This is a genomic window from Binatus soli (SeqCode) (genome assembly GCF_050015535.1).
GTDB lineage: Bacteria > Desulfobacterota > Binatia > Binatales > Binataceae > Binatus > Binatus soli.
The window spans coordinates 25,618-47,244 of sequence record NZ_JBEKBF010000014.1; the positions used below are offsets into that span (position 1 = coordinate 25,618).

At 63.6% G+C, this 21,627-nt stretch carries 24 protein-coding genes and 1 pseudogene; 6 read left to right on the forward strand and 19 right to left on the reverse strand.

Annotated elements, in window-relative coordinates; all coding sequences use genetic code 11:
- Nucleotide 1 precedes the first annotated feature (1 nt).
- Nucleotides 2-289 (forward strand): 30S ribosomal protein S20, encoded by a 288-nt coding sequence (gene rpsT / locus ABR989_RS11890; protein ID WP_428128750.1) that lies wholly within the window; start codon nucleotides 2-4, stop codon nucleotides 287-289.
- A 24-nt stretch (nucleotides 290-313) separates the two neighbouring features.
- On the opposite strand, the gene holA is transcribed toward rpsT, so the two are convergent.
- From holA to ABR989_RS11945, 11 genes and pseudogenes are all read right to left on the reverse strand, one after another.
- On the reverse strand, nucleotides 314-1,384 hold the full coding sequence (gene holA / locus ABR989_RS11895; RefSeq protein ID WP_428128752.1) for a DNA polymerase III subunit delta: 1,071 nt from the start codon (nucleotides 1,382-1,384) through the stop codon (nucleotides 314-316).
- A 30-nt stretch (nucleotides 1,385-1,414) separates the two neighbouring features.
- On the reverse strand, nucleotides 1,415-1,981 hold the full coding sequence (lptE, locus tag ABR989_RS11900) for an LPS assembly lipoprotein LptE (protein ID WP_428128755.1): 567 nt from the start codon (nucleotides 1,979-1,981) through the stop codon (nucleotides 1,415-1,417).
- Nucleotides 1,982-1,994: 13 nt separating this feature from the next.
- Entirely contained in the window at nucleotides 1,995-2,441 is a 447-nt protein-coding gene (gene nusB / locus ABR989_RS11905) for a transcription antitermination factor NusB (protein WP_428128758.1), read from the reverse strand.
- 34 nt (nucleotides 2,442-2,475) lie between these two features.
- A complete protein-coding gene (ribA, locus tag ABR989_RS11910; RefSeq protein WP_428128760.1) occupies nucleotides 2,476-3,687 on the reverse strand; it encodes a GTP cyclohydrolase II in 1,212 nt (403 codons plus the stop codon).
- Nucleotides 3,688-3,731: 44 nt separating this feature from the next.
- Nucleotides 3,732-4,901 (reverse strand): bifunctional diaminohydroxyphosphoribosylaminopyrimidine deaminase/5-amino-6-(5-phosphoribosylamino)uracil reductase RibD, encoded by a 1,170-nt coding sequence (ribD, locus tag ABR989_RS11915; RefSeq protein ID WP_428128762.1) that lies wholly within the window; start codon nucleotides 4,899-4,901, stop codon nucleotides 3,732-3,734.
- A gap of 7 nt (nucleotides 4,902-4,908) precedes the next feature.
- Nucleotides 4,909-5,418 carry a transcriptional regulator NrdR gene (nrdR, locus tag ABR989_RS11920; RefSeq protein ID WP_428128764.1) on the reverse strand — a complete coding sequence of 170 codons (510 nt, stop codon included), beginning with the start codon at nucleotides 5,416-5,418 and terminating at the stop codon, nucleotides 4,909-4,911.
- Between the two features lie 77 nt (nucleotides 5,419-5,495).
- On the reverse strand, nucleotides 5,496-5,735 hold the full coding sequence (gene acpP, locus ABR989_RS11925; RefSeq protein WP_324094984.1) for an acyl carrier protein: 240 nt from the start codon (nucleotides 5,733-5,735) through the stop codon (nucleotides 5,496-5,498).
- 158 nt (nucleotides 5,736-5,893) lie between these two features.
- Complete coding sequence (gene fabD / locus ABR989_RS11930) at nucleotides 5,894-6,841, reverse strand: ACP S-malonyltransferase (RefSeq protein WP_428128765.1); 948 nt, start codon at nucleotides 6,839-6,841, stop codon at nucleotides 5,894-5,896.
- Between the two features lie 431 nt (nucleotides 6,842-7,272).
- Nucleotides 7,273-8,277 (reverse strand): annotated as a pseudogene (gene plsX, locus ABR989_RS11935) (phosphate acyltransferase PlsX); the annotation flags it as partial.
- Nucleotides 8,278-8,297: 20 nt separating this feature from the next.
- Nucleotides 8,298-8,477 carry a 50S ribosomal protein L32 gene (gene rpmF / locus ABR989_RS11940; protein WP_331962532.1) on the reverse strand — a complete coding sequence of 60 codons (180 nt, stop codon included), beginning with the start codon at nucleotides 8,475-8,477 and terminating at the stop codon, nucleotides 8,298-8,300.
- 34 nt (nucleotides 8,478-8,511) lie between these two features.
- Nucleotides 8,512-9,045 carry a YceD family protein gene (locus tag ABR989_RS11945; protein ID WP_428128767.1) on the reverse strand — a complete coding sequence of 178 codons (534 nt, stop codon included), beginning with the start codon at nucleotides 9,043-9,045 and terminating at the stop codon, nucleotides 8,512-8,514.
- Nucleotides 9,046-9,182: 137 nt separating this feature from the next.
- Here ABR989_RS11945 and ABR989_RS11950 point away from each other — a divergent pair, with 137 nt between their 5' ends.
- Nucleotides 9,183-10,442: a glycoside hydrolase family 1 protein gene (locus ABR989_RS11950; RefSeq protein ID WP_428128769.1), complete on the forward strand. Its 1,260-nt coding sequence runs from the start codon at nucleotides 9,183-9,185 to the stop codon at nucleotides 10,440-10,442.
- Here the strand turns inward: ABR989_RS11950 and nth are convergent.
- From nth to ABR989_RS11985, 7 genes are read right to left on the reverse strand one after another with little or no spacing between them, the layout of a single operon-like run.
- Entirely contained in the window at nucleotides 10,439-11,107 is a 669-nt protein-coding gene (gene nth, locus ABR989_RS11955) for an endonuclease III (RefSeq protein WP_428128770.1), read from the reverse strand. The genes ABR989_RS11950 and nth overlap by 4 nt on opposite strands.
- Before the next feature lie 6 nt (nucleotides 11,108-11,113).
- The gene (locus tag ABR989_RS11960; protein ID WP_428128773.1) at nucleotides 11,114-12,736 is read right to left on the reverse strand and encodes a glycerol-3-phosphate dehydrogenase/oxidase; all 1,623 of its coding nucleotides are present in this window, start codon (nucleotides 12,734-12,736) and stop codon (nucleotides 11,114-11,116) included.
- A gap of 23 nt (nucleotides 12,737-12,759) precedes the next feature.
- Nucleotides 12,760-14,145, reverse strand: coding sequence for a glycerate kinase type-2 family protein (locus ABR989_RS11965; RefSeq protein WP_428128986.1), 1,386 nt, complete (start codon nucleotides 14,143-14,145; stop codon nucleotides 12,760-12,762).
- A 56-nt stretch (nucleotides 14,146-14,201) separates the two neighbouring features.
- A complete protein-coding gene (gene rpiA / locus ABR989_RS11970) occupies nucleotides 14,202-14,876 on the reverse strand; it encodes a ribose-5-phosphate isomerase RpiA (protein WP_428128775.1) in 675 nt (224 codons plus the stop codon).
- Between the two features lie 6 nt (nucleotides 14,877-14,882).
- Nucleotides 14,883-15,542 carry a GTP cyclohydrolase I FolE gene (folE, locus tag ABR989_RS11975; protein ID WP_428128777.1) on the reverse strand — a complete coding sequence of 220 codons (660 nt, stop codon included), beginning with the start codon at nucleotides 15,540-15,542 and terminating at the stop codon, nucleotides 14,883-14,885.
- Nucleotides 15,543-16,442 (reverse strand): methylenetetrahydrofolate reductase, encoded by a 900-nt coding sequence (locus ABR989_RS11980; RefSeq protein ID WP_428128779.1) that lies wholly within the window; start codon nucleotides 16,440-16,442, stop codon nucleotides 15,543-15,545.
- 38 nt (nucleotides 16,443-16,480) lie between these two features.
- On the reverse strand, nucleotides 16,481-17,515 hold the full coding sequence (locus ABR989_RS11985) for a homoserine kinase (RefSeq protein ID WP_428128781.1): 1,035 nt from the start codon (nucleotides 17,513-17,515) through the stop codon (nucleotides 16,481-16,483).
- Nucleotides 17,516-17,698: 183 nt separating this feature from the next.
- On the opposite strand from ABR989_RS11985, the gene bcp reads away from it, so the two are divergent.
- Nucleotides 17,699-18,262 carry a thioredoxin-dependent thiol peroxidase gene (gene bcp / locus ABR989_RS11990; protein ID WP_428128783.1) on the forward strand — a complete coding sequence of 188 codons (564 nt, stop codon included), beginning with the start codon at nucleotides 17,699-17,701 and terminating at the stop codon, nucleotides 18,260-18,262.
- 10 nt (nucleotides 18,263-18,272) lie between these two features.
- Here bcp and ABR989_RS11995 read toward each other — a convergent pair whose 3' ends face one another.
- A complete protein-coding gene (locus ABR989_RS11995; protein ID WP_428128786.1) occupies nucleotides 18,273-19,094 on the reverse strand; it encodes an alpha/beta hydrolase family protein in 822 nt (273 codons plus the stop codon).
- A gap of 248 nt (nucleotides 19,095-19,342) precedes the next feature.
- On the opposite strand from ABR989_RS11995, the gene hisI reads away from it, so the two are divergent.
- From hisI to ABR989_RS12010, 3 genes are read left to right on the forward strand one after another with little or no spacing between them, the layout of a single operon-like run.
- Nucleotides 19,343-19,786 carry a phosphoribosyl-AMP cyclohydrolase gene (hisI, locus tag ABR989_RS12000; protein ID WP_428128789.1) on the forward strand — a complete coding sequence of 148 codons (444 nt, stop codon included), beginning with the start codon at nucleotides 19,343-19,345 and terminating at the stop codon, nucleotides 19,784-19,786.
- 18 nt (nucleotides 19,787-19,804) lie between these two features.
- Entirely contained in the window at nucleotides 19,805-20,704 is a 900-nt protein-coding gene (gene hisG, locus ABR989_RS12005; RefSeq protein ID WP_428128792.1) for an ATP phosphoribosyltransferase, read from the forward strand.
- A gap of 10 nt (nucleotides 20,705-20,714) precedes the next feature.
- Nucleotides 20,715-21,620: a crotonase/enoyl-CoA hydratase family protein gene (locus tag ABR989_RS12010; RefSeq protein WP_428128795.1), complete on the forward strand. Its 906-nt coding sequence runs from the start codon at nucleotides 20,715-20,717 to the stop codon at nucleotides 21,618-21,620.
- Nucleotides 21,621-21,627 lie beyond the last annotated feature (7 nt).

Below are 21,627 nucleotides of genomic sequence, written 5' to 3' on the forward strand. Positions count from 1 at the left end.
TATGCCTCATATTCCAGTTCATCCATCGGCCGAGAAGCGCCATCGCCAAAGTGTCAAGCGCGCCGAGCGCAACCGCGTCGTCAGGACACGTGCCCGCACGCTGGCCAAGACGGCGGCGGAAACTATCGCCTCCGGCAGCGACGAAGCCAAGGCGCGCGAAGCGCTCAAGCAGGCCACCAGGGTTCTGTACAGGGCGATCAGCAGCGGCACGATGCATCACAACACGGTCCGCCGCAAGGTTGCACGGCTGTCCGCGAGCCTGCATCGCAAGTTCGGCAAGAAAGCGTAAGCCGCGCGCTTCGGGCAACGGTTTCTAGTCGGGCGTGCTCATCAGATCGAGCAGCAATCCGGCGAGCGCTTCTTCGCGTTCCTTGATCGTACCGTTCTTGAATCCCGCATCCATCGCGCACGCGCGCCAGTAAGCGCGTTCGAGGCGCTGCAAGCCGAAGCGCCGCGCCCCTTCGATTGCGCGGGTCGCAAGGCCGCTTTGCGGCGGCAGCCCCAGCGCCGCGGCGACATCGCCGGGGCTCCTTCGCGCCGCGATCATCGAGGCCGCGATCATCATCCGGCGCATCATCGGTATGATCTCCACCGCGAGGATTTCGAAAACGTCGCGCCCGAGCGCGGTGGCGCGGGCCAACTGCGCCAGCGCCGCCGCGCCGCGGCCACGGGCGAGACTGTCGGCGAGTTCGAATGCTTCCGGCATCCGCCTTGCGCCCTCGTCCAAATCGCCCGGCTGCACCGCCGCGCCCGGCTCGATGAAGATGGCGGCCTTGTCAAGCGCGCCGGCGACGGAGGCCAAATCTCCGCCGTGACGTGAAACAATCATGTCGATTGCGGCAGCCGACAGTTTTAATCCAAGCGCCTGCGCGAATGCGTTCACGTACTGCTCGATCTGATTGTCGAACGGACGCATGCAATTTACGAGCAACGCCGACTTTTCCGCGGCGCGGCGGATCTTGGCGGGCGCGTTGTCTTTTTCGTAGAGCAGAACCAGGTTGCCCGGGCCGCGCGCGGTCTCGATTGCCGCCACCATCGCCGCCTCCGAGCCGCCGCTCCCAGAGCCGCGCGCGTCGCCGGCTTCAGCGTCGGCGCCGCCTGTATCCGCCCGGTCCCGGCGCGAGCGCAGGATTCGGCATGCGATCGCCCGCCTGGGTGCGAACAAATCGGGCGCGCGAAGCTCGTTCAGCACGGCGGCGTAATCGTCGCCCGCGCCGATCTGAAAGCTGCGATGCCGGCATCCCTCGCCCACCAGCTTGCGAACGATTGAATCGAGAACGTATTCGCGCAGGAATGCGTGCGGGCCGAAGATCACCACCACCGGCGGGATTCGGGGTTGCGCGGTTGCTCCCCGAAGGTATGCCAGCGCGGTTTCAAGCGGCATGCGGCAGCGTCCCCTGCGAGCGGCGCCCGGCTAGAAGCCTTCGGCCATCTCGACGTACAGGTTGGTCGCGAGTTTCTGCATCATCAGGTCGCGCGCCGCCGCCGTTTGCGATTGCGCAGTCTGGAGATCGGTCATCTGCAAGATATCGCCGCCGTTCAGGTTCTGCTGCAAAAAACTCGGCGTGGTGGGCACGATGCTGGTCGCCACGACCGGAGAATGTTGCCCGCCGCCGATGAGGGCCGTGCTCCAGATCGTTCTGTTCGTGTGCAGGTCTCTGAGCACCGCCGAGACTTGCACACTATTGCGGTAGGTGGTCGGCTCGTAGGCCGCGTTGAAGTTTACGGGCGCACTAATAAAGACCCTGACGTCGCCCGACAATTGGAGGTCAGCAAGGTCCGGGCTATCCACGACCTTGAGCCTGTGATGCAACGCGATTTCATCTTTAATGTAACGCATCAACTCGTCGTTGATTCCGGTTATGCGCGTGGCATTGCCGAAGCGCTTGACATAAATCGTCCGGGCGCCCGCCGGCAGCACATCGCCGGAAGCCGCGAAGTGATAGCCGCATCCCGAAATACAGAGGGCTGCGACGATCACGAAGCCGAGCAGCCTACTCGGCCTTGGATAGCGTGATTTCCTCACCCTTCTGCTTGAGCCCCAACCGTCCGGCGATTTCGTCCAGTACACCGTTGACGAAGTGCCCCGATTCAATGTCGCCGTAGCATTTCGCCAGTTCGATCGCTTCGTCGATCGTAACGCGCGCCGGAATGTCCTCCATCCTGAGCAATTCGTAGAGCGCGATTCGCATGACGTTGTGATCGACGCGCGACAAGCGTTTGACCGACCAATGTTCCAGCGCGTCCGCCAGATGCTTGTCGAGCGCCGGCTGCTCGCGGCGCACTCCCTCCATCAACTGGACGGCAAACTTGCGCGCGCTTTCCTCGGCCGGGAAAGTTTCGAACAGCGCGGTCAGATCGTCGCTGCTGGCGCCGCCGCAGATATCAATCCGGTAGAGCGCCTTGAGCGCGAGCTCGCGCCCCTGATGTCTTAGTCCCATTGCAATTCAACAGCCGCTGCCGCGGCCTACTCTCTCACGTGATCAGCTTCAGCTCCGAGAACAGATGGCCGAGTTTTTCTTTTTTGGTTTTCAGGTATCCGATGTTTCCCGCATGAGGCGTGACCTCGATCGGCACGCGCGAAACGTTTACCCCGTAACGGCGCAGGCTTTCTATCTTGTGCGGATTGTTGGTCAGCAACTGGACCTCGCCGACGCCGAGATCGCGCAGAATTTGCGCGCCGATTCCGTAGTCGCGCAAGTCCTCGTCGAAGCCGAGATGCAAGTTCGCTTCTACGGTGTCCATCCCCTTGTCTTGCAGCGCGTAGGCGCGAATCTTGTTGCCGAGCCCGATGCCACGGCCCTCCTGATGGAGATAAATCACCACACCGCAGTCCGCCGCCATGATTCGCTCGAGCGCCTCCTGCAGCTGCTCACCGCAGTCGCATCGCTCCGACGCAAACACGTCGCCCGTGAGACACTCTGAATGGAGCCGCACCAGCGCAGGGCGTCCGCCGCCGACCTGGCCCTTGATCAGCGCCAGATGCTCGCGGCCATCGACGACGTTGCGGAAGATGACGGCCTGCAGCACGCCGCCGTCGACGGGAAACGGCTGCTCGGAAACGCGCCGCACCAGGACTTCATTCGTCAGGCGATACGAAACGAGTTCCTTGACGTAACAGATCGGGACAGAATGGCGCGCCGCGAACTCGCGCAGTTCCTTGAGCCGCGCGGCCTCGCCGTCCTCGCGCAGTATCGTGCATAGCGCCGCGGCCGGACTTATCCCCGCCGATCGCATCAGATCCACCGCGCCTTCGGCGCGCCCACTCCGCACCATCACTCCCCCGCTCAGCGCCATCAGCGGTAAAATGTGGCCGGGCATGACTATATCGTCACGGCGGGATTCGTCGAACGCGACCACCGAAATCACCCGCGCGCGGTCGCTGGCCGAAATGCCGGTCGTGGCGCCTTGTCGCGCGTCGATCAGCACGCCGGCCTGCTCGTTCGAATCGCCGTTGTCGGTCGAAGGCTGCAGCGGAATTCCAAGCTCGCGGAAGCGCTTGTCGGGAATCGCGACGGAGATGACGCCGCGGGCCTCGCGCGCCATGAAATTGATGTCGTCGGGCGTGATTTTCTCAGCCGCCATCACGAGGTCGCCTTCCGCGTCCTCGCGCTCCTCCGCAATCATCACGACCATCTTTCCGTCGCGCAACGCGGAGAAAATTTCTTCCAAGGGAGCCGAGGCCATCTGATTCAACTCAACGATGGCGATGTTATCACCGGCTCGACGGCCTAACCAGTGCGCCCTGCCGGGCCAACGCGACGGCGCGCATTTCCCGCGCTCACGCGGCCCTCCAGCAACCAGTCGCCGCCGACCGGGCGCGCCGAAAGATCGGCAAGCTGGAGCGCGTCGCGCACGCGGCGCGACTTCATCCCGTCAATCGCGGGAAGACCCTCGCCTAAGATTTTCGGCGCGACGAAGAATGCCACTCGATCCACGATACCCGCGCTTAACGCCGAGCCGGCCAGATTTGCGCCGCCTTCGATCAACACGCGGCACCATCCGCGCCGCCCAAACTCGCGCATCAAGCGACCCAGCTCGATCCTGCCGTCACGCGCCGCGCCGGCAATCACTTCGACGCCGGGCCGCTCATATCTTCGGCGGGCGCGGGCGAGATTCTTGGGCGTGGTGACCAGGATAGCGGACGCGCTCGATCGCTCCCGATATACCCGCGCCGCCGGCGCCGTGCGAAGGCGCGCATCGATAACGACGCGAACCGGATCGCGGCCGCCCGCGATTCTGCACGTCAGGCGTGGGTTATCCGCTATCACGGTCCCCGCGCCGACTATCACGGCGTCGCATTCGCGGCGCCATCGATGCACCATTTCACGCGACGCCGGCGAGCTGATCCATCGCGAATCGCCGCCGGCAGCCGCAATCCGGCCGTCCATTGACATCGCGAGCTTGAGTATTCCCATCGGCCGCCCGTGGGTCAGCCGCGTGATGAACCCTTCGTTCAAACCCTGCGCTTCGGCTTCGAGCACCTGGGCCGCGACGTCGATCTTCGCGCGCTTGAGGATTGCGATTCCGCGCCCTCTGACACGCGGATCGGGATCCACGCACCCGATTACGACGCGCTTGACGCCCGCCGCGGCCAGCGCGTTCGCGCATGGGGGAGTCTTTCCGAAATGGGCGCACGGCTCGAGCGATACGTATGCAGTCGCGCCGCGAGCGAGCGCGCCCGCATCCGCAAGCGCCTGCGTTTCGCCGTGCGGACGCCCTCCGCGGCCCGTGACGCCGCGCCCGACGACTTTGTCGCCGCGCACGATTACGCATCCTACGGTAGGATTTGGAGTGGTCAGGCCCAGTCGATCCCGCGCCATCGCCAGCGCCTGGCGCATGAAGCGTTGGTCGCGAATTGCGGCCTTATCGAGAACCCGCCGCCGGACAGATGCCCGCATGGGTGAATCAGGAGGCAGCGTCGCCTTTCTTGTCACCGGCGGCGCGCGGTGCGGACGCTTGCTTGCGTTGATTGATCAGGTCTTCGAGCTCATGCATGAACTCGTCGATGTCTTTGAACGATCGATATACCGACGCGAAGCGGACGTACGCGACCTGGTCGATCTTGTGCAGCTCGTTCATCACCGCCGAGCCGATCGCACTGCTGGCGACCTCGCGGTCGCCTTGCTCGGCCATCGTGGCCTCGATGCTGTTGGCAATCTGCTCGATCGTTTCCATCGAGACCGGCCGCTTTTCGCAGGCGCGCTTGATGCCTGCGATTATCTTGGCGCGGTCGAACGGCTCGCGGCGGCCGTCCTTTTTCACGACCATCGGGGCCGCTTCTTCGACCCGCTCGTAGGTGGTGAAACGCCGCTTGCATGCCGAGCACATGCGACGGCGCCGAATCATCAGGCCGTCACTGGCGAGCCTGGAATCGACGACGCGGTTTCCACGATGGCGGCAGAACGGACACCGCATGGTCTAGCTCCGGGTCCGCTCGGCGAGGCGCCGCGGGCCTGACGATTTGTCACGAGCGGGTTTTGAGTCGCGCGGCTTCAGCTCTTGTGAGCCTCGATATAGGTGACGACGTCCTTGACAGTACGGATCTTTTCGGCGTCCTCGTCGGAGATTTCGATGTTAAACTCCTCTTCGAGCGCCATTACCAGCTCGACGATATCGAGCGAATCCGCGCCGAGATCCTCGATGAACGAGGCCTCCGGAGTTACTTCGTCGGCGGCGACACCCAGTTGCTCGCTTATCTTCTCGCGAACCTTGGTTTCGATGTCTTGAGCCATCGTGCTCTCGTTCCTCCTGGCAGCGAGCCGTGCTTGGGCCGCCAATCAACATTCCAACGTTATTCCCGTCCCGCGAAGACCACAGGCAGCGGCTAGGGGATCGCGATTAAATTATCAAGGCAGCATAAGGACTGAAAGGAGCGCACGCAAGGCCGCGCTCAGGCTTTGGCGACAGTAGCCGGTTGCGACACCGCTTTCAACGATGCGAGATCCTCGAGCGGGCGCACGCGAATCGACCGATACATCCGGCGCATCATGCCCATCAGCACGCGGCCGCAGCCGAATTCGATCGCATCGGTGACGCCGCAGCGGGCGACGACGCCCATCGATTCTTCCCATCTTACCGGCGCGGTAATCTGTTCGAGCAGCAGCGGCACGACGCGGGCGGGATCGGAATTCACTTCAGCAGTGACATTCGCGACCACGCCGAACTTCAATTTCCCCACCCGGATTGCGCGCAACACCGGCTCCATACCGTCACGCGCCGGTTGCATCAGCGCACAATGAAAGGGCGCGCTGACCTTCAATTCCACCGACATCGAGGCGCCCCGCTCCTTGGCAATCTCCAGCGCGCGGCGGACCGGCGCCGCATGTCCGGCGATAACGACCTGGCCGGGCGCGTTGAAGTTGGCGGGGACGGCGAACTTGCCGTCGCCGGTGACTTCCGCGCAGATTTCCCGCACCTGTCGCGCCTCGAGGCCTATGAGCGCCGCCATCGCGCCCTGTCCCGGCGCCACCGCTTCCTGCATCAAGCGGCCACGCTCGCGCACTGCGTGCACCGCATCGGCAAAGCCAATCGCTCCGGCCGCGACCAGCGCGCTGTATTCGCCAAGACTGTGGCCCGCCGCGATTTCCGGTTCGCCGCCGATTTCCTGGCGATAGACGCGCAGCGCCGCGATCGAGGCCGTCACGATGGCAGGTTGAGTGTTGGCGGTCAGCCGCAACTCATCCTCCGGGCCTTCGAAGCAGAGCTTGGAAAGCGCAATCCCAAGCGCGTCGTCGGCTTCCTTGAACGTCTCGCGCGCGACCGGGAAGCTATCCGCGAGTTCCTTGCCCATCCCGACCCGCTGCGATCCCTGGCCAGGAAAAAGAAACGCCAACTTCATCTAATCGCGGCGCCTCACGAATCGCTCTTCGGACGATCTTTTGAATGCGCGCCGGCATCCGATTTGTCCTGCGTGTGCAACTCGCCTGATTTGTGCGCCTTGGCGGGACCGGGCGCCGCGCCGTTCCACGGCGTTGATGCCGCGTCACCGTCGGCGGATTGGACGCGAGCTTCATTCTTATTGGAGTCGCTGTCGAGCGATCGGGAGTGCGTAGATTCGTAGTCGGCGCGTTCAATTTTGGCCGCGTCGGCATGATGGTCCGCGCCGTGCTCCGAGGATTGCTCGGGCACCCCGCCCGCATCGCGATCCGGCGCAGGATGCGCGTCGTCGCGCTTGACCGTCTCGGCTTCCTTGTCGCGGCGATGCAACCGCTCGCGCATTTTGCCTAACAACGCCCTAATTCCCTTGCCGGCTACCGGCTTGACCGGCCCAACGGGCTGAATCTTGGCAAGAATTTCCAGAATTTCGGCGTTCACGCGATGCACCAGCGGCTCGTTCGCCGCAGCTCGAATTGCATTGCGAATTGCCCTGGGGTTCGACGAACCGTGCGCGATGATCGACACGCCGCTGACGCCCAGCAGCGGTGCGCCGCCGTATTCCGACGGATCGAGCCGCTCGCGCATCGCGTTGAGATTCTTCCTCACCAGCAGATACGCCAGCCGCGCGCGCCAGCTTCCACCGAACACTCCGCGCAGGCTGTCGAGCAGGAACGACGAGAATCCCTCCATCGTCTTGAGCGCGACGTTGCCCGTGAATCCGTCGGTGACGACGATGTCAACCTTCGCCCGGTTGATGTCGCGCCCCTCGACGTACCCGACGTAGTGCACGTAGGTCGACATCTGCGCGAGCATCGCGGCCGCGGCGCGCGTGATATCGGTACCCTTCGAACTCTCCTCGCCGTTGGAGAGAATCCCGACGCGCGGACGCGAGACGTTGCGCACGTGCCGCCAGTACACGCTTCCCATCACGGCGAATTGAACAAGGTTAACCGGCTTCACCTCGGTATTTGCGCCCGCGTCGATCAGCAAGCCGAATCCTTCGCTGGTCGGCACAAGTGACGCGATCGCGGGCCGATCGACGTAGGTGAGATTGCCCAGGATCATCATCGACGCCGTCATCACGGCGCCCGAATTCCCGGCGCTGACAAACGCGCTCGCGTCGCCGCGCTTGACCAAGTCGAGTCCGACGTGAATCGACGACCGCGGTTTGGACAGCACCGATTCCAGCGGCGAGTCGGCCATCAGGACGACTTCGGGCGCGTGTTCGATTCGGATTGGCAGGTTGGCAGCTTCGTGATCGGCGAGCTCGCGGGCAAGTATCTCGCCGTCGCCCACCATCACGACCTCGATGCCGAAGTCGCGGGCTGCCAGGACGGCGCCCTCAACAGTCGCCTTGGGCGCCAGATCGCCCCCCATCGCGTCGAGCGCGATTTTCACGGTCGTGCCCCGCCCCGCGGCTATTCCTTTATCTCGGCGAGCTGGCGACCGCGGTAGGAGCCGCAATGGCGGCAGATGCGATGCGGCATGACGGGCTCGCCGCACGACGCGCAGGAGCCGGGGTTGACGGCCCGCAGCGCATCATGGGCGCGGCGCATGTTCTTCTTCGAGTGCGAAGTACGGCGTTTGGGTGCTTGCATGACGAATTACTTCCTAATTTTGAGGTTGAGCTTATCAGGTGCGCGGCAGTTTAAGCGACCTTAGGGCGTCCAGGCGCGGTTCGAAGCTTTCGCCGCGGCATCCGCACGTGGTGCGATTCAGATTTACGCCGCAATGCGGACACAGACCGCGGCAATCCTCCCGGCAAAGCGGGCGCGTCGGCAACGCGAGCAGCACTTGCTCGCGAATCAGCGGGCTCAAGTCCACCTCGTCGCCCTCATAGAGCGAGAATTCCAGGTCCTCGGCGCGAAGATTGTCGTCGTCGTATCCGATCGCCTTGGGTGACAGCACAAAGCGAAACGGGCGATCGCCCGCCGCGTCGAAATCCTCGAGGCATCGCGCGCACACGGCCCTGGTCCGGGTCTTCAGCATGCCCGCGAAGAACAGTTCCGTCCCCGCGCGATAGAACGACACCGACACTTCGACCGGTCCTTCCAGGTGATATTCGCGGATCGGTCCCTGCCCCAGGATACGGTTGATTTCCTGCTCCGGCTCGGCAAAGGCCATCTCTTTGGCATTCGCCGTTATGTCCTCGATTCGGATTTTCACCGCTCACGTGACGCCTTGGACGGGATAGTAGAAGGGGAATTATTGCATTTCGAGCGTGATGTTCAAATAGTGGGTTGTCGCCGCCGCGGCTTTCGCTGTAGCGTCCGCAATATTTCATCCTTGAAGGTAGATTAGCGATGACAACCGAGCGCTTCACTTTTCCCGCCAATTTCCTGTGGGGAACTGCCACCGCCGCCCATCAGGTCGAGGGCGGCAACGTCAACAGCGATTTCTGGCTGCTCGAGCATACCCCCGGCTCTCCATTCGTCGAGCCCTCCGGCGACGCTTGCGACCAATACCATCGCTACGCCGACGACATTGCGATGCTGGCGCGGCTCGGCTTCAACGCCTACCGCTTTTCGATTGAATGGGCCCGCATCGAGCCCGAGCCGGGCGAGTTCTCGCGCGCCGCACTCGACCATTACCGCCGCGTGCTCGCCTGCTGCCACGAGCACAAGGTCACGCCGGTCGTAACCTTTCATCATTTTACTTCGCCGCGATGGGTTACCGGCGACGGCGGATGGCAAGAGAAAAAAACCGCCGAGCGATTCGCCCGATATTGCGAGCGCGCGGCCGCGCATCTCGGCGACCTGATTGGCGTTGCGTGCACGATCAACGAGGCCAACCTCAGCGCTTACCAGTATCTGCTCGGCGCGCTGCCGCTGAAACTCGACCCGGCAGAGGCGAAATGGTTCGCGGAGGCGGCGCGGCGCATCGGCGCCGATCCCAATCGCTTCGCGCCGTACCTGATGTGCGATCAGATGAAGGCGCGCGACACGATGCTCGAGGCGCATCGGCTGGCCGCCGCCGCGCTCAAATCGTCGCGCGGCAAATTTCCGGTGGGAATTTGCCTCGCGCTTGGCGACCTCCAGGCCGTGCCCGGTGGCGAACAGCGGCGCGATCACATCAAGGCCGAATGCCAGGACATTTTCTTCGAGGCGGCGCGCGGCGACGATTTCGTCGGCGTTCAGACCTACACTCGCGATCGCATCGGCGCCAACGGCGCCCTGCGCCCGGAGGCCGGTGTCGAGACCACGTTGATGGGCTACGAGTTCTGGCCCGAAGCGCTCGAAGCCAACATCCGCCAGGCGAGCGCAATCGCCAAAGTTCCCGTGATCGTCACCGAGAATGGCATCGGCACCGACAAGGACGATCGCCGCATCGAGTATGTCCGGCGCGCACTGAACGGTGTGGCGCGATGCGTCCGCGACGGAATCGACGTTCGCGGCTACTGCTACTGGTCGCTGCTCGACAATTTCGAGTGGAACCTGGGTTATCGGCCGACTTTCGGCCTCGTCGCGGTCGATCGTGAGACCCAGGTGCGCTCGTTCAAGCCGAGTGCGCAATGGCTCGGCGATATCGCCCGCGCGGGCGCGATCGACGCGGAACTGGACTAGCCGCGCGGAGCGGTCCGCACTCCGATCTTCGGGCAAGTCCCGGCCAGCGCGCAGACCTCGCAATCCGGCTTGCGCGCGATACATACCCGGCGCCCGTGCAGAATCAGCCGCATCGAAAACGGCGTCCAATCATCGGCCGGCAGGATCTTCTGCATGTCGATTTCAATCTTTGCGGGATCCGTCTGCCTGGTGAATCCCAGCCGATACGTCAGCCGCCGCACGTGCGTATCCACGGCGAAAGCCGGCTTGCCGTAGATATGCCCGAGAATCACGTTCGCGGTCTTGCGCCCGACTCCCGGGATTTTCACCAATTCTTCCATTTTGTCCGGGACCTCGCCGCCGTAGTCCTTGACGATCTTCTGGGCGGCTCCGATCAGCGATTTCGTTTTCTGGCGAAAGAATCCCGTCTTGACGATTAACTCTTCGACGTGCCGGCGGTCCGCCGCCGCCATCGCGCGCGCGTCGGGATATTCGCGGAAAAGTCCGGGCGTTACGCGATTGACGCCCACGTCCGTGGATTGCGCCGAAAGAATCGTCGCCGCCAGGCATTGCCACGGCGTTTTGAAGTCGAGGGTGATGCGCGCCTCGGGATACAGCTTCGCAAGCGCGCGCGAGACTATCCCCGCGCGTTTCTTCAAATCCGCGATTGATTCGCGTGCCGCCACGATTGCTCAGCCGATGGCGCGCCGGCTGCGCTGCTCATGCGTGAAGCCGGCGACTTCGGCGTCCTCGCGCGCGCGATCCCATCCGAGCTCAGCCGCCATGATTCGCGCGACGGCCGGCGCCGCCGCTTCCGCCTCGACCGGAGAACGCCACGACAACGACGTGCGCCGAATTAAAAAGTCGCCGATCGAATGCGCCATCTCGCTGCCAACGGCGTGGACCACCTCGGCTCCCAAAGCGGGACAGCCGGGCGACAGCGGCTCGGCCAGTTCGGGCCGCCGGGCGGCAATTCGCGCGACAATCGGCGCGCGCGTCCCGTAACGCGCTTTGAGGATTTCAGCCGATTCGGCCGGGATGCTTCGCATCGCCGCGCCGCCGCCCGGCTCGTCGTCCGCGCCCAGCGGCCGCGCGCCGGGAAACGGTGTCGCGAGCGTTGGGCAAATTTGCTGCGGACGTCCGAGCCTCTTCATCACGAGATCGACGAGCTTCTGCGCAATCTCGCGATGCGTGGTAAACTTCCCTCCCGCCACCGTGATCAACCCCGACGGACCCTCGAGTATCACTTCCTCGCGCGGCACCGCCGACGGCGCCGCCGCCTCCTTCTCCCCCCTGACGAGCGCGCGCAGTCCGGCGAAGCTGGCCGCCACATCGGCATTCTTAAGCTTGATCCCCGGCAGGCTCTCGGCCAGCACCGCGAGCAGATATTCGATGTCGTCCGGCTGCGTCCTGACGCTTGCGGGATCGCCCGGATAATCAGTGTCGGTCGTGCCCACCAGCACGTAACGCTCATGCGGCATCACGAACACGATTCGCCCGCGCTCGTCGCCGAGCACGATCGATTCGCGCACCGGCAGAACCGTTCGCGCAAACACCAGATGCACGCCCTTGGTCAATCGCACGCACGGTTTCGACAACGGATCGTCCATCCGCCGAATCTCGTCCACCCACGGGCCGGCCGCGTTCAGGAATTTCCGGGCGCAAAGCTCAAGGCTGACGCCGCCGAGCAGATCGCGCAGGCCGGCCGACGCGATCTTCCCGTCGGTCATGCTGAAGTTTTCGACCGCCGTGTAATTGGCGACCGCCGCGCCGTGCAAATCCGCGTCGAGCACGTTCTCGAACGTGACGCGCGCGTCATCGGCCCACGCGTCGAAATACATCGCGCCGCCGGTCAACCCGTCCCGGCTGAGCGCGGGCTCGGTCTCGCGCACCTCGGCAGCATTGAGGGTCGAGTGCCACTCTTTGAACGGCATCTGCGCGAACAGGTCGTACAGCGTCAGTCCCATCGCCATCGTGAAACGATTGAAGCCGCGCCCCCGATACACCGGAAACAGAAACTGAATCGGATGCACCAGGTGCGGCGCCGTGAGATGGCGCAGGCGCTCGCGTTCGCGCAGCGCCGCGTACACCAGTTTGAACTGCCCCTGCGGGAGATAGCGAAAGCCGCCGTGAATCAGCTTCGACGATCGCGACGAGGTGGCGCCCGCGAAATCGCCGCGGTCAATCAGCGCAACGCGCAGTCCCCGCATCGCGGCGTCGCGCGCGACCGCCGCACCATTGATGCCCGCGCCGATTACCGCGAGATCAAATTCCTCGTCACGAAATCTCGCCAGACTTTTTTGACGGTTCAGCATGGGTGCGTGGGCCGGCGCCTGCCTCAGTAATTCACCAGAGCGACAAAAATGTCGCTGACGTTGGTCCCCGTCGGCCCCGTGACGAACAGCCCGCCCGCCGCTTTAAAGAAGTTGTACGAGTCGTTGCGGATCAATGCCGTCCCGGCGCTGACTCCGGCGCGATCGCCATTGGCGACCGTGCCCGGCGACGCGAATGCTCCCGCCGCGTCGGTCGGCCCGTCGATTCCGTCCGTGCCCGCGAACAACGCCGTGATTCGACGCCCGGGTCCTATCTCCGACAGTTCGATTGCCGCCGCCAGCGCGCATTGCTGGGCGCGTCCGCCCCGTCCGGCTGCGCGCACCGTCACCACAGGCTCGCCGCCTGCAACGACGCACGCCCGCTCGTGCGTGACCTCGCACAGGTGCTTCGCAATCGCGCGGCCGACGTCGTTGGCCTCGCCGCGCAGCTCCTTCCATCGGTCCGGATGATACCCGAGGGCAGCCGCCGCCCGCTCGGCGCCCTCCAGCGCAACATCGCCGTCGCCAATGATCACGTTGGTCACCCGTTCGAGGATCGGATCGCTGCTCTTTACCGTCGCGTCGGTTTCGCGCGCCAGCGCCCGTTCCAGGTACCCGCGGATCGACTCGGGAGCACGCCCCCAGACGTTGCGCCGCTTCATCACCGCGACCGCGTCGCCGACGCTGCTCCAGTCGCCCGCGGTCAGGCCCGAGCCAATGGTCGCCAGGTCGTTGCCCGGCACGTCGGAAATAATCAGCCCGAGCACGCGCGCGCCGCCGCAATGGCGGATCAGGCGTCCGCCCTTTACGGCCGAAAGATGCTTGCGCACGACGTTGAGCTCGCGAATCGACGCGCCGGCTTTGAGCAGCGCTTGATTTACCGCGATCTTGTCCGCCAACGCTATCCCCTCGGCCGGCCGCGTGAACATCGCCGACGCGCCTCCGCTCAGCGCGACAATCACCAGGTCGTCCGCCGCCGCCCCATGCAACATTTCGCACGCCGCATGCGCGGCAGCCTCGGAGGACTCGTCGGGCACAGGATGGCCCGACGCGAGGACTCGCACCTTCTTTTTCAGTTTTTTCAGTATTAAGGCTTTTTCAGCATCAAGAGCGCGCTCCGATGTCGCGCCTCTTGGGATTACGGCGATCGCATCGGCGAGCTTGTCGCCGATTCGGCGTTCGATCTCGTGCGCCATCCCGGCCGCCGCCTTGCCCACGGCCAGCATGAAGACTCGCGACGCGCCCGCGATCAAATCGGGAACCTGTTCTGCGCCTGGGCAACCGCCGTCCATCGCGCGCCCGACGAGTCGGGCAGGATCGACAGCCGCGACCGCAGCGCGATAGATCGTTTCCAGGTCCGCCCGCGCCGCCCTGTCGAAATCGGAATCTGTAGCCAGTTTTTTCAGTATTATGGCTTTTTCAGTATTTCCGTATTAAGGCTTTTTCAGTATTAACAGCGCGCACCGCGCTACCGTCGCAGCGCGCGGATTTTTCCCGATGACTCCGCCACCAGGACTACATCCGCCATCGCGATGAACAACCCCGTGCCGACCACGCCCGGAATCGCCAGCAGGTCTCGATCCAGCCGGGCCGGATTGGCGATCTTCTTCACCGCGCAGTCGAGAATCCAGTTGCCGTTGTCGGTAACGAATTCCTTGCCGTCGATTTCGCGGATTCGCGGCTTCATTCCGAGTGCTTTGATCTGTGCCATCGCGAGCGGCGCTCCGAACGGGATGACTTCGACCGGGAGGCTGCCGCGATGGCCGAGTTTCGGCACCAGCTTTTCCTCGCCGACCAGCACGACGAACCGGCGCGACGACGCGGCCACGATTTTTTCGCGGACCAGCGCGCCGCCGTAGCCCTTGATCAGATTGAGACGCGGATCGACCTCGTCGGCGCCGTCGAAGTCAGTGTCGATTTTTCCCGCATCGGCCAGCGTGACGATCGGGATTCCCACCGAGCGGCCCAGTTCCTCGCTCGCGCTGGAAGTCGGCACGCCGCGAACTTCAATCCGGCTGGCTCCCAGAGCTAGAATGAACGCGCTGGCCGCCCGGCCCGTCCCAAGCCCAATGGTATGCCCGGGCTTGACGTAGCGGAGTGCATATTGAGCGAGCGCGTCGAGTGCATCGTCGTCAGCAGCCATCACGCGTCACGGCCTGCCGTTGCGCAGCAGTTGCATGAACTCCTGGCGCGTCTCGGTGTGGGTGCGGAACGCGCCAAGCATCGCCGACGTCGTGACGTAGCAATTCTGCTTCTCGACACCGCGCATCCGCATGCACAGATGCTCGGCCTCGATCACCACGGCGACGCCGAGCGGATCGACCTCCGACATCAACGTGTGCGCGATCTGGGTCGTCAAGCGCTCCTGCACCTGGAGCCGCCGCGCGTAGATTTCGACCAACCGCGCCAGCTTCGAGATTCCGACGATCTTGCGATTGGGCAGGTAGGCGACGTGCGCCTTGCCCATGAACGGCAGCAGGTGATGCTCGCACAGGGAGTAGAAGTCCAAATCCTTGCACAGGATCATTTCCTGGTAGTCTTGTTCGGCAAACAGCGCGTCGTTGATCGCCTCCTTGGGATCCTTGGCGTAGCCGCTGGTTAGAAACTCATAAGCGCCGGCGACGCGCGCGGGCGTGCGTTTGAGTCCCTCGCGATCCGGATCCTCGCCGATATGACGCAGGATGACGCGGACCGCATCTTCGACCTTGGCGCGGTCATTTATATGGCTCCGGGCGATCGTTTCGGCGCTCGCTTTTCCCACTTTCAATTCCCGGCCGGCGCGATTCTTGTCTGCGCGAATACGGTTCATTTACCGATCTCCGTTGCGCCAGCGGCTGAACTGAAGGGCCAGCTCGATGGCGAGTGACGGGCCACCACCGCTCATGATGTTGAACCCGGCGCCTTCGCCAGCCAACGACTTCATCAGCGCCATGTTCTCGCGAAGCGAAATCGCGCGCACCTCTTCTTCGCTCATCCCGCCGAATCTGTCCAGATGGATCCGCGCACCGCTTAAGTCTTTGACGCGGTCGATCAGGTAGGTTGCCATTGCCTCCCGCTTGACGGGGAGGATTCCGAGCATCGTCCTGATTCCGAAGCTGTTGGCTTTCGCGATAAAGCGCCGCCCGGTCTCGGCGTCGAACACCGGCTGCGTGATCACGAAGCGGGCACCCGCGTCGGCCTTGCGCGCGAGGAGGTCGAACTCGCGCTCGATGTTCTTTCGATTTGGATTGGCGACCGCACCGGCAACAATCGACGGGATCGTCTTGAGGAGCGGCTTGCCCTCTCCGGTGTCGCCGCGATTCAAGTCGGCGATCATCGCGAGCAATCCGGATGCGTCGATGTCATGCGAAGCGATTGCGACGCCGTCGTCGCCGGGCGGAATTTTGTCGCCGTTGAGCGCGACCACCGCGTCGATCCCGATAGCCGCCGCGCCGAGCAGATCGGATTTCAGCGCGAAGCGGTTGCGGTCGCGGCACGAGACGTTCAGCACGACCGGGATTTGCAGGCGCACCTTGATCCCGGCGGCGAACACCAGCCCCGACATCTTCACCTTGCCCAGCGCGTTGTCGGTCAGATTGATCGCATCGACGTGCCCCACCAGAGCGGCGAGGCGGCGGATGAGCGGCGCCGGATTGATTCCGCGCGGGGGAGAAACCTCGAGCCATAGCGCAGGCGCGGCGGCGTTCAGGCTGTCAAGAATTGAAGGCAACGGATTTCTCCGCGGATTTGTGAATCAGGCCGCGCGCTTCACGCCTGGCGGCGCTCGGTTGCTTTGACCTTCTGATACTTGCGGTAGTCGTATCCGGTCGCCATCGCCATCAGCAGCGGCTCCATCCCGCCCTGGCGCTCGCGGCGCAGCACCCGCAGGCGATCGAAGAACTCGCGGAAGTCCTTGTCCACGCGATTCTTGCCGTCCACCGGCTGCAGAAAGAAATCGTGCAGGCGCGTCACGGTGAAGCGCAGCGAGGAAAACCGCAACTCGTTGGGAAACGCGTCCCATTCCGCCAACGACAGCGTGCGCACCGACTCGTAACCCGACAGCAGATAGCGGAACCGGTCGAGCGAGTAGGCGCCATCGACAAAGCACAGCGCATTGACCGCGGTCGCGATGTCGAAAATGAACTTGCCGCGGCATGCGGCGTCGAAATCGAGCATCGCGGTCAGCCGCTCGCCGCGAAACAGCAGGTTGTCGGCGAAGATGTCGCCGTGGATGACGCCCTTGGGCAGCTTGCTCTCGAGATAGCGCGTCAGATACTCGACCTCGTCGTCCAGCGTGCGGCAAATCTTGCGGAAGTAGTTCGGCAGCCGGCTGCGCACCGTCAGGTACAGGTCGGCGATTCGCTCGAAACTGAAGCGGTTGTCGATTCCCTTCTTGTACGCTTTGCCGATTACATGCAGATCGCCAAGGGTGTGACCGATCGTTTCGAGCTGGCTCGGCTTGAGCCGGGCGGGCGCCAGCACCTTGCCCTCCTGGTACTTGAACAGCGACACGCAGCGGTTGTTGAAATTGCGGTAAAAGCGCCCCATCCGATCCTGCATCGGATGCGGGCACGGAAACGAATGCTTGCGCAGAAACGAAAGCAAATCGATTTCGCGCTTCAGTTCGTTTTCGCGCTTGACCTCGTCCAACCGCAGCAGAAACTTGCCCTTGGCGGCTTCGAGCAGGTAGTTGGTGTTGACCGATCCTTCCGGGATACCGCTCGCGCTGGTGACACGGCCGAGACCGTAATCGTCCGCGAGCTCCTTGAGAAACGGTTTGCTTAACTCGGTGTAAACGGCCATGAGGAGGTGTAATCGATCGAGGGACTCTCAGCGCGCCAAGTCTAGGATGTGACCGGCGCCTCGTCAACTAGGGGTCAGAAAACCCTGCTAAACAGGGGGGTTCGTGAATTCAGAAAATGGTTTCGGGCCAGCCGCGATAATGTCCGACTTGCCACAAGCGTCGAGCGCGGCTAAATCAATCTCATGCCTACATCCAGAAAAACCACCGCGAAAACTCCGAAGAAGCCCGCAACCGCTTCGGCCAAGGCCGGGGGTTCTGTCGCATCGAAGAGCGCCAGCGCCGCCCTTCAAGGAAAAAAGGCGCCGGCCTTCGCGCTGTCCGACGCCGACGGAAAAACCGTCGCGCTGAAAGATCTGATCGGCTCGAACAACCTCGTGCTGTACTTCTATCCCAGGGACATGACCCCCGGATGCACCGCCGAGGCGTGCAGCTTTCGCGACAACATTGCGCCGATCAAAGCGCTGGGCGCAAAAGTCGTCGGCATCAGCGCCGACTCGAGCGACTCGCACGCCAGGTTCGTCGCCAAGCACGGCCTCAACTTCCCGTTGCTCGCCGATCCCGGCAACAAGGTCTGCCGGCTCTACGGCGTGTACAAGAAGAAGTCGCTTTACGGGCGCGAGTTCATGGGCATCGAGCGCACCACGTTCGTGATCGACAAATCGGGCGTCGTGCGCCGCGTGTTCCCCAAGGTCAAGGTCAACGGGCACACCGACGAAGTGATCGCCGCGCTCAAAGAGATCGGCTAGCGGACACTGCTCACGAAGCTGCCGCCCGATTCGTATCGAGCAGATTGTCGCGCAGAAATGCGCGCAGTTCGGGCTCGACGCGCTTGCCGAGGTCGTGCGACGCCTGCGGGAAATAGCGGGTCGATACCTTGGCGCCGCGCATGCGCAACGCGTCGGCGAGCTTCACCGCCTGCCCCACCGGCACCCGATTATCCCGCTCGCCGTGCATGATCAGCACGCTGCACTCGAGCTTCGGCGGCAAATTCGCGATCACGCTGCGCTCCTTCAGGATCCGCTTGCTCGGCCATACTTCGCGCAGGATCGACAGCTTGGTGCGCAGCGGCGCCTGCGGCCATAGCGTGATCGGGTCGTAACATCCCGATTGCAGGATCAGCGCGCGCGGGCGCGAGTCGTAGTCCATCAACAGACCCGCCGCGACCGCGCCATGCCCGAGTCCCCACACCGCCAGCCGCGTCGAGTCGACGTCGGAGCGCCCCGCCAGCATGTCCAGCGCCCGTCGCGACGCCAGCACCGACGGCTGCCCCACGAATCGGCTCGGCCCCGACGATTTGCCGTAGCCCGGGATATTCACGCACGCGACCTGGATACCCATAGCCGCGATACTCTGGCTCATCTGCACGCATCGATCGACGCTGCCCTCGCCTCCGTTCAGCACCAGCAGCCCGGGCCGCCGGCCCTGCTCCGCGCTGCGCGTCAGGTAGCCCTCGATATGGTAATTCTTGGGACCCATCGCCACGTCGAAGTTGAATTGATCGACGTTCTTGTACTTTGACTCGATCGATTTGCCGGGAATCCGGCACGCGAGCATCGACGTAGCGAGTGCAATCGCCACGATCCAAAGTCTGGCCAATCTTCTTGTCGGGACCGGGTGCATCTCTGAAAATAAGCCAAGGGTTCGGCTGGGCAAGGGCAAGTCGTCGGACATCGTCCCGTAATGTACTCGCGTTGTCACTAATTGAAAACGGGTTGTTGATGACCTGCCCGCAACATTGCGATTGAATCGCGCCGAGGTTTGACCGATACTTGTCGATTCGCAAGCGTAATTTTCGATCTACGGCGCTATTTCATTCGGTGGCAGCAATGGCAACGCAGGCAGAAAAGGCAGTTCCCGCATCGGCGGCAATTGATTTCGACAAAAACGGCGGCGTCGTCGCCGCAATCGCCGTCGATCACCTGAGCCACCGCATCCTGACCGTCGCCTACATGAACCGCGAAGCGTTCGATGAGACGGTGGCCACCGGCCGCGCCTGTTACTTCTCGCGCTCGCGCAACAAGCTTTGGCGCAAGGGCGAAGAGTCGGGAAATTTTCAAGTCGTCCGCGAGATTCGAATCGACTGCGACGCCGACGCGCTCGTAGTCGCCGTCGAGCAGCTCGGCGACGGCGCCGCATGCCACCTGGGCTACGAGTCGTGCTTTTTCCGCAAGCTCGACGCGGGCGCATGGAAAATCGTCGAGCAACGCAAAGTCGATCCCGCCAAATACGGCCCCGGCTACGGCCATCAGCCCAAGAAGCCGGCGGGTTGATCGCAATCGGGAAACCACATGCCTGATCAAGTTCTGAAATTCGGCATCCCCAAGGGCAGCCTGGAGCAACAGACGCTCGAGCTGATGCGCAAGTCCGGATGGCGCATCACGGTCGGCTCGCGCTCCTACATCCCGACCACCGACGATTCCACGCTCAGTTGCCGCATCCTGCGCCCGCAGGAGATGCCCCGCTATATCGCCGACGGCTCGCTCGACGCGGGAATCACCGGCAGCGACTGGATCGTCGAGAACAACGTGACGCTCCATCAGGTCGAGAGCTTCATTTACGCCAAGGCCACGTTGACGCCTTCGCGATGGGTGCTATGCGTGCGCGATGATTCGCCGGTCAAGCGGCTCGAGGACCTCGAGGGCAAGCGAATCGCGACCGAGCTCGTGCAGTTCGTCACGCGAATCCTCGCCGAACGCAAAGTTAAAGCAGAAGTTGAATTTTCATGGGGCGCCACCGAGGCCAAGGTCGCCGAAGGAATCATCGACGCCGCCATCGACGTCACCGAGACCGGCTCCTCTTTGCGCGCCAACGGACTTCGCATCGTCGAGGAATTGCTCGTCTCGAATCCCGTGCTGGTCGCCAATCCGGCCGCATGGACCGACCCCTGGAAGCAGGCCAAGATTCGCCAGCTCGGGATACTGATTCGCGGCGCGCTCGACGCCGACAGTCGCGTCGGCATCAAGATGAACGTCGCCAAAGACAACCTCGAAAAAGTGGTCGCGCTGCTGCCGTCGATCACCGCGCCCACCATCTCGCACCTCTACCCATCTGCGGCACTCAAGGGCGTGGAATGGCTGGCGGTTGAGACGGTCATCGCCGAGCACACGGTGCGCGAGCTGTTCCCCAAGCTGCTCGAAGCGGGCGCCGTCGGCATCGTCGAGTTCCCGCTGAACAAAATCATCGGCTAGGTGCCTGCCCATGAAGACGCTCCGCACCGAGACCCGCAACGGCGTCGGCTCGATAATTCTCACCCGCGCCGCCGAGTACAACACCATCACGCCCGAACTGCGCGACGAGCTTGCCGCCGCCATCGATCGCGCCGACGCCGACCACGACGTCCACGTGATCCTGCTGCGCGCCGACGGCCCCGCGTTTTGCGCCGGCTACGGACTCGATTGGTCCACGCGCGCGCAAACCGGCGAGCCCTCGCGCCGGCACGTGTGGGACTCGGTCGCCGACTACGGCATGATCTCGCAATTCGTCAACGTGTACATGAAGCTCTGGTACGCGCGAAAACCAACCATCGCCGCGGTCCAGGGATGGTGCATCGGCGGCGGCACCGACATGGTGCTATGCGCCGACCTGATAATCGCCGCCGAGTCCGCCTCGTTCGGTTATCCGCCGTCGCGCGTGTGGGGCACGCCGACCACCGCGATGTGGGTGTATCGGATGGGCCTCGAGCGCGCCAAGCGCTACCTGCTGACCGGCGATGAAATCCCCGCGCCGGAGGCCGCGCGCATCGGACTCATCCTCGAAGCCGTGCCCGACGGCGAACTCGACGCGCGCGCGACCTCGCTGGCCGAGCGGATGGCGCAGGTGCCGAGCAATCAACTTCAGATGCTCAAGCTGCTATGCAATCACACCGCGGAGAACATGGGGCTTGCGACTTCGCGGCTGGTCGGCTCGCTATTCGACGGAATCGCGCGGCATACTCAGGAAGGCCTCGATTTCGTGGCGCGCGCGAATGCGGCGGGCTTCCGGCAAGCGGTCCGCGAGCGTGACGATCCATTCGGCGACTATGGTTCCGGGCCGCGTTCGAAAACCCGGGCGAAACCGCGCGCTGGCAAAAGCGAAAGCACAAAAAACGGCAAACGAAAATCTTAATTTAAGT

Bases quoted from the DNA above. Each gene is read 5' to 3' on its own strand.
- rpsT (WP_428128750.1), top strand. From the start codon at position 2: ATGCCTCATATTCCAGTTCATCCATCGGCCGAGAAGCGCCATCGCCAA.
- holA (WP_428128752.1), bottom strand. From the start codon at position 1,384: ATGCCGCTTGAAACCGCGCTGGCATACCTTCGGGGAGCAACCGCGCAA.
- nusB (WP_428128758.1), bottom strand. From the start codon at position 2,441: ATGGGACTAAGACATCAGGGGCGCGAGCTCGCGCTCAAGGCGCTCTAC.
- ribA (WP_428128760.1), bottom strand. From the start codon at position 3,687: ATGGCCTCGGCTCCCTTGGAAGAAATTTTCTCCGCGTTGCGCGACGGA.
- ribD (WP_428128762.1), bottom strand. From the start codon at position 4,901: ATGCGGGCATCTGTCCGGCGGCGGGTTCTCGATAAGGCCGCAATTCGC.
- nrdR (WP_428128764.1), bottom strand. From the start codon at position 5,418: ATGCGGTGTCCGTTCTGCCGCCATCGTGGAAACCGCGTCGTCGATTCC.
- acpP (WP_324094984.1), bottom strand. From the start codon at position 5,735: ATGGCTCAAGACATCGAAACCAAGGTTCGCGAGAAGATAAGCGAGCAA.
- fabD (WP_428128765.1), bottom strand. From the start codon at position 6,841: ATGAAGTTGGCGTTTCTTTTTCCTGGCCAGGGATCGCAGCGGGTCGGG.
- rpmF (WP_331962532.1), bottom strand. From the start codon at position 8,477: ATGCAAGCACCCAAACGCCGTACTTCGCACTCGAAGAAGAACATGCGC.
- ABR989_RS11950 (WP_428128769.1), top strand. From the start codon at position 9,183: ATGACAACCGAGCGCTTCACTTTTCCCGCCAATTTCCTGTGGGGAACT.
- ABR989_RS11960 (WP_428128773.1), bottom strand. From the start codon at position 12,736: ATGCTGAACCGTCAAAAAAGTCTGGCGAGATTTCGTGACGAGGAATTT.
- rpiA (WP_428128775.1), bottom strand. From the start codon at position 14,876: ATGGCTGCTGACGACGATGCACTCGACGCGCTCGCTCAATATGCACTC.
- folE (WP_428128777.1), bottom strand. From the start codon at position 15,542: ATGAACCGTATTCGCGCAGACAAGAATCGCGCCGGCCGGGAATTGAAA.
- ABR989_RS11985 (WP_428128781.1), bottom strand. From the start codon at position 17,515: ATGGCCGTTTACACCGAGTTAAGCAAACCGTTTCTCAAGGAGCTCGCG.
- bcp (WP_428128783.1), top strand. From the start codon at position 17,699: ATGCCTACATCCAGAAAAACCACCGCGAAAACTCCGAAGAAGCCCGCA.
- hisI (WP_428128789.1), top strand. From the start codon at position 19,343: ATGGCAACGCAGGCAGAAAAGGCAGTTCCCGCATCGGCGGCAATTGAT.
- hisG (WP_428128792.1), top strand. From the start codon at position 19,805: ATGCCTGATCAAGTTCTGAAATTCGGCATCCCCAAGGGCAGCCTGGAG.
- ABR989_RS12010 (WP_428128795.1), top strand. From the start codon at position 20,715: ATGAAGACGCTCCGCACCGAGACCCGCAACGGCGTCGGCTCGATAATT.